The sequence below is a fragment of the Bacteroidota bacterium genome (assembly GCA_030706565.1).
Lineage (GTDB): Bacteria > Bacteroidota > Bacteroidia > Bacteroidales > JAUZOH01 > JAUZOH01.
Map to the genome: position 1 here is coordinate 1 of JAUZOH010000274.1, position 5,257 is coordinate 5,257.

A 5,257-nucleotide genomic window follows, 5' to 3' on the forward strand; every position below is an offset into this window, starting at 1 on the left:
CATCAGACAAAAGTTTCTTCACCGGTTTGTTTAAAGCCTTTAAAATTTACTTTAATTTGTACAAATTTAATCTACATATTATACATGAAAGCACTATTACTGGGATTGCTGTTAATTCCGAATATTTTATCTGCTCAAATTGAGGTTTTAAGACAGCCTAAAAATAACAAATCCTGTTTTCCTATTGCCAGCAATAAAAGTTTGGCAGGTATTTATTTCGAAACAACAGATTTTGAAGTTGTCAAAAAGTCGGCTGAATTCCTTGCTGCAGATGTTGAAAGGGTTACCGGAAAGATGCCTCAAAGGGTATCTTCAGTGTCAGGGATTAAAGGCAACATGATCATCATTGGAACCCTGGGCAAAAATCGGTTGATTGATGAATTGATAAAGGCCAAGAAATTGAACGTTGACTCTATACGCGATCAATGGGAACGTTTTGTCATCAAAACCATAGAGGACCCATTTCCCGGAGTCAAACAAGCGCTAGTAGTTGCAGGCAGCGACCGTCGTGGAACTGCATACGGAGTGTTTACGATTTCTAAAGCCATTGGTGTATCGCCTTGGTATTGGTGGGCTGATGTGCCGGTGCAGAAAAGTACCACACTTTATTTAAAACAAGTTAATTACGTTTCCAATTCTCCCTCGGTAAAGTATCGGGGCATTTTTATCAATGATGAAGATTGGGGAATTAATCAATGGGCCAAAAAGACCTTTGATCCGGCTTTTAAAAACATTGGTCCAAAAACCTATGAAAAGGTTTTTGAATTGATGCTTCGCTTGCGAATGAATTATATATGGCCTGCAATGCATCCTTGTACCACTGAGTTTGGGTCAGTACCTGAGAATGTTGCTTTGGCAGATCAATTCGGAATTGTTGCAGGTTCATCCCATTGCGAACCCATGTTATGCAATAATGTACATTGGAACCAAAAAGTAAGGGGGCCCTGGAATTACAGTCTGAATCGTGATACCATCCATGATTATTGGGAAAACAATGTAAAAGCCCGGAATTCCGAAGAAGCAGTCTGGACATTGGGTATCCGTGGAATTCATGATCAGGGGATGCAAAAGCCTCCGGTTGAAATTCCCGACCGCATAAAGCTGGTAAACCAGGTTTTTAAAGATCAACGTGATTTAATTAATACTTACGTTTCCAAAGAATGGGGCCCGGTAGCCCAGTGTTTTGTTCCTTACAAAGAAGTATTGCCACTCTATGACGCAGGATTGGAAGTTCCCGAAGATGTAACCCTGGTATGGGTAGATGACAATTTCGGCTATATGCGCCGTTTAAGCTCATTGAAAGAACGCAAGCGTCCTGGGGGTGCCGGAATATATTGGCATTTGTCCTATTACGGATGGCCTCATTCTTATACCTGGATCAACACTACTGCACCTGCCCTGATGTGGGAAGAGCTGAACAAATCCTGGGAAAACGACACACGTACATTGTGGGTAGTCAATGTAGGGGATATCAAACCTATGGAGATAGGAATAGATTATTTTGCTGATCTTGCCTGGAACCTGAAGGCTATGGGACCCGATTCCCAGCCTCGTTTTCTGCATTCCTTTGCCGCCGAACATTTCGGAGACAAACTGGCCCAACAAATTTCCGGTTTGTTAGGTGAATTTTACAGACTTGGCACCATTCATAAACCGGAACTGATGAACCGGGCCTGGGCCCTTAGTTTACCTGCTGAAAGCGCGGCAGAATTAAATAATGATTATACGAATTTGCTCAAAAAAGAAGAAAAGATTACGAACCAAATTCCCGCTGCCTCAAGGGATGCTTATTTTGAATTAGTTGGTTTTCCAGCCCGGGTGCTGGGGGCTTCAGGACTGATTTTTATGGCCGACCGCAAAATTCAGCTGGGCGGGGACAGTGTCTCACTGAAAAAAGAGATTACGCGCCTCAGAGGATTTCTGGAAAAGCAGGTTGAGCGATATAATAACGAAACGGCCGGAGGCAAATGGAAATTTATGATGCCGGGACTGGAAACAGCGAAAAACCTTACCGCATGGAACAGCCAGGTAAGATGGCCATGGGGCGAAAAAACGAACCTGGCCCCGGATTCGAAAAATAGCGAACAGGAAGTCCGTGTCTGGCGCGATGCAGCCACTGCCGACCATCAATCGACCTCCGGGGTAGCCAAATGGGCAACTGTCCCTGGCTTAGGTTCATCAGGCAGAGCTCTTGCATTACTGCCAACAAGCCCTGAATTTTCATGGAAGGTTAACGATAATTCGGCACCAATGCTGGAATTTGAGTTTACTCCCAAAAGTAGCCAGGGTGATGTGCTCATCAATTTCATGCCGACCTTTAGGATCTCTCCCGGCATGCAACTTCGGGTAGTTGTTGGTGTAGACAACCAACAGCCGGTTGAAGTCGAAGTTCCCGGTTCTAATGGTAAAGAAGATGAAAATGGCCCAAACAGAAGAAACGGAATTCAAAACAACTTCGTGCAGGCAAAAGTTTCTTTAACCGGGCTTTCAGCAGGCAAACACGTTCTGAAAATTCGGGCAGTCGATCCGGGAGTTGTCATAGATAAGGTCTCCCTTCCCATAAACTAATTCATGGTTCCTCCAATATTACAAAAAAACGCGCCCGTTTGGGCGCGTTTTTTTATCCTTTAAGTATCACAACAGAGCTATCAGATATATTTATACACCATATAAAAAGCCATTCCAATCAGGAAAACAGCATAAATCTTCTTAAATAAACCTGAGGGAAGGTTTATAGCAGCTTTGGATCCCAAAAAAGCGCCGGCTAAAATGCCTCCAGCCATTAAAGCTGCATATAACCAGTTCATATGCCCGTTACTGGCATAAACAATCACACTGGGCAGGCCGACGGGCAATTGAAGTGCCGCCAGCGACGTAGCAGCTGCAGCCTTGGGGTCGTAACGAAAAAAACGGGTAAGAACCGGTACGATTACAATTCCTCCCCCTTTGCCAAACATGCCCGCAATTATACCGGCAAAAAGTCCCAGGGCAATGAATTGCCAGAAGGAACGGTCAGGGGATTCTTTAATTTCAGATTTTGACTTTTTACCCATAAAACGGGAAGGGATATTCAGATAGCTACAAACCACATACATCAGGAACAAGGCATAAAGTTTGGACAGCAGACTAATGTTAACTGAAACAGCCAGTTCTGCTCCAAAATAAGAACCGATTAATAGTCCCCCTGAAATGAAAAGAGAATCTTTAACCTTAATATAACCAGCTTTATAATAATTAATTACGCCAAAAATCCCAACCGGAAGAAGCATTGCTGCCAACGATGCCGCATTGGCATTGAGCATATTCATCCCCAAAAAAGCAATCAACATTGGAACCATCACTATTCCGCCCCCAATACCAAACAATCCTGACATTACTCCCGCCAAAATGCCAACCAACAAAACCCCAAATACTAAAATCATCTCTTCAATTATTGTTAATTATATATTCTTCATGTTAACCCCTACTGTGGAATAAAACCAGGTACAAAAGTATTTATTTTTCTCTTAATTAATAAAATTGACAATCCGTGGGATTAAATGCCTCCAATGTTATTATAAGGATACTTTGTTATTTAGTTAAAATCACTAAAATACGCCTATCCCGACTAAGGAGCAACAAAATTCATATAAACCAACATATAATATTAAAAATTTATATCTTTGCTTTAATCGTGTTACGATTTTAATAAATAGTAACACGTAAATATAGAAATAGCAATGCAATAAACATAATAATGAAAATCAACAAATTAAACCATCTACTTATGATTTTTGCTTTTGTCATAAGTATTTCCCCCGTATTAAACGCGCAGGGAAAGAAAGACACAATAAAAACCGTCAATCTTGATGAAGTGGTTGTAACCGGCACTCCGGTAAAAGTCAATAAAAACAACGTACCCATGTCTGTTTCCGTAATATCGCGCCAGCAGATTTCTGAAAGCGATGAATCTGCTTTGTTGCCCATATTAAATGGCCGTGTACCGGGCCTCTTCGTTACCGAAAGGGGGATTACAGGATTCGGCGTCTCAGGCGGAGGTACCGGCCAAATAACCATGAGGGGTATCGGGGGTGATCCTACTACCGGTGTTTTGATTCTTATTGACGGGCATCCCCAGTTTATGGGAATTTTCGGGCATCCTTTATCCGATTCGTATATCGCTTCCGATGTGGAAAAGGTCGAAGTAATCAGAGGCCCGGCTTCCATTCTCTATGGCTCCAATGCAATGGGCGGTGTGATCAACATTATCACCCGTAAACAAAATCTGGAAAATTTTCACGGCGATGCCCGCATCATATACGGATCGTACAACACACAAAAATATATGGCTTCCGGCGGGTACAAAAAAGACAAATTCAGTGTATTCGCATCATTCAATAACGACCAGACGGATGGCCACCGTTCCCATTCCGGTTTCAGGGAAAACAACGGGTACATCAAACTGGGTTACGATATTAACAGCCATATAACTACATGTGCAGATTTCAACCTGACAAAATTTAAGGCAACCGATCCGGGGCCGGATACTGTAAACGCCGTTTACGGAGCTACCCAGAACATTACCAGGGGATACGGGGCATTTACCATAGATAACGATTATCAGAAATTTTCTGGAACGGTAAAAGCTTTTTATAATTTTGGCAAACACAATTTTACTGATGGATTCAAATCAAATGATGCCAATTATGGGATGAATATCAGCGAATCTGCAAGATTGTTTAAAGGGAACAGTATCACCCTGGGTGGAGATTATACCAATTATGGAGGAAAAGCCACCACCACAGATGCTGAAGGAACAACTACAACCTATGTCGACACCACATTATATGAAATCGGGGTCTACGGTTTTGTACAACAAACCTTGTTTGATAAATTCACGCTTAATGCAGGCATCCGCTTACAGGACAACAAAGTTTACGGAAAGGAATGGATTCCGTCCGGAGGCTTTGCTTACCACCTGGGCTCCTCAACAACCTGGAAGGCATCCATTGGTAAAGGATTCCGCAGTCCGACACTTAGGGAATTTTTCATGTGGAATCATAATCCCAAACTTAATCCAGAAAAAGTCATGAATTATGAAACCGGTATCCGGCAATCATTCCTGCAACGGAAACTTAATGTGGAATTAACCGGTTTTATTGTAAAAGGCGACAACCTGATTGTCACCGGCTATATGGGAAAACTTTATAACGGCAGCAAAATCAACAACAAGGGGATAGAATTTTCGGCCGATGCCTTACCCATTAAGAACTTATCA

Annotated in this window: 3 protein-coding genes; 2 read left to right on the top strand and 1 reads right to left on the bottom strand. The window is 42.3% G+C overall.

Features of this window, described 5'->3' with window-relative positions; genetic code table 11:
• The first annotated feature begins 84 nt into the window (after positions 1-84).
• Complete coding sequence (locus tag Q8907_12365; protein ID MDP4275064.1) at positions 85-2,568, top strand: glycosyl hydrolase 115 family protein; 2,484 nt, start codon at positions 85-87, stop codon at positions 2,566-2,568.
• Positions 2,569-2,648: 80 nt separating this feature from the next.
• Here the strand turns inward: Q8907_12365 and Q8907_12370 are convergent, their stop codons facing one another.
• On the bottom strand, positions 2,649-3,422 hold the full coding sequence (locus Q8907_12370) for a sulfite exporter TauE/SafE family protein (GenBank protein ID MDP4275065.1): 774 nt from the start codon (positions 3,420-3,422) through the stop codon (positions 2,649-2,651).
• Positions 3,423-3,766: 344 nt separating this feature from the next.
• Between Q8907_12370 and Q8907_12375 the strand changes: the two genes are divergently transcribed.
• Positions 3,767-5,257: TonB-dependent receptor (locus Q8907_12375; GenBank protein MDP4275066.1), on the top strand; the 1,491-nt coding region annotated here is incomplete at its 3' end.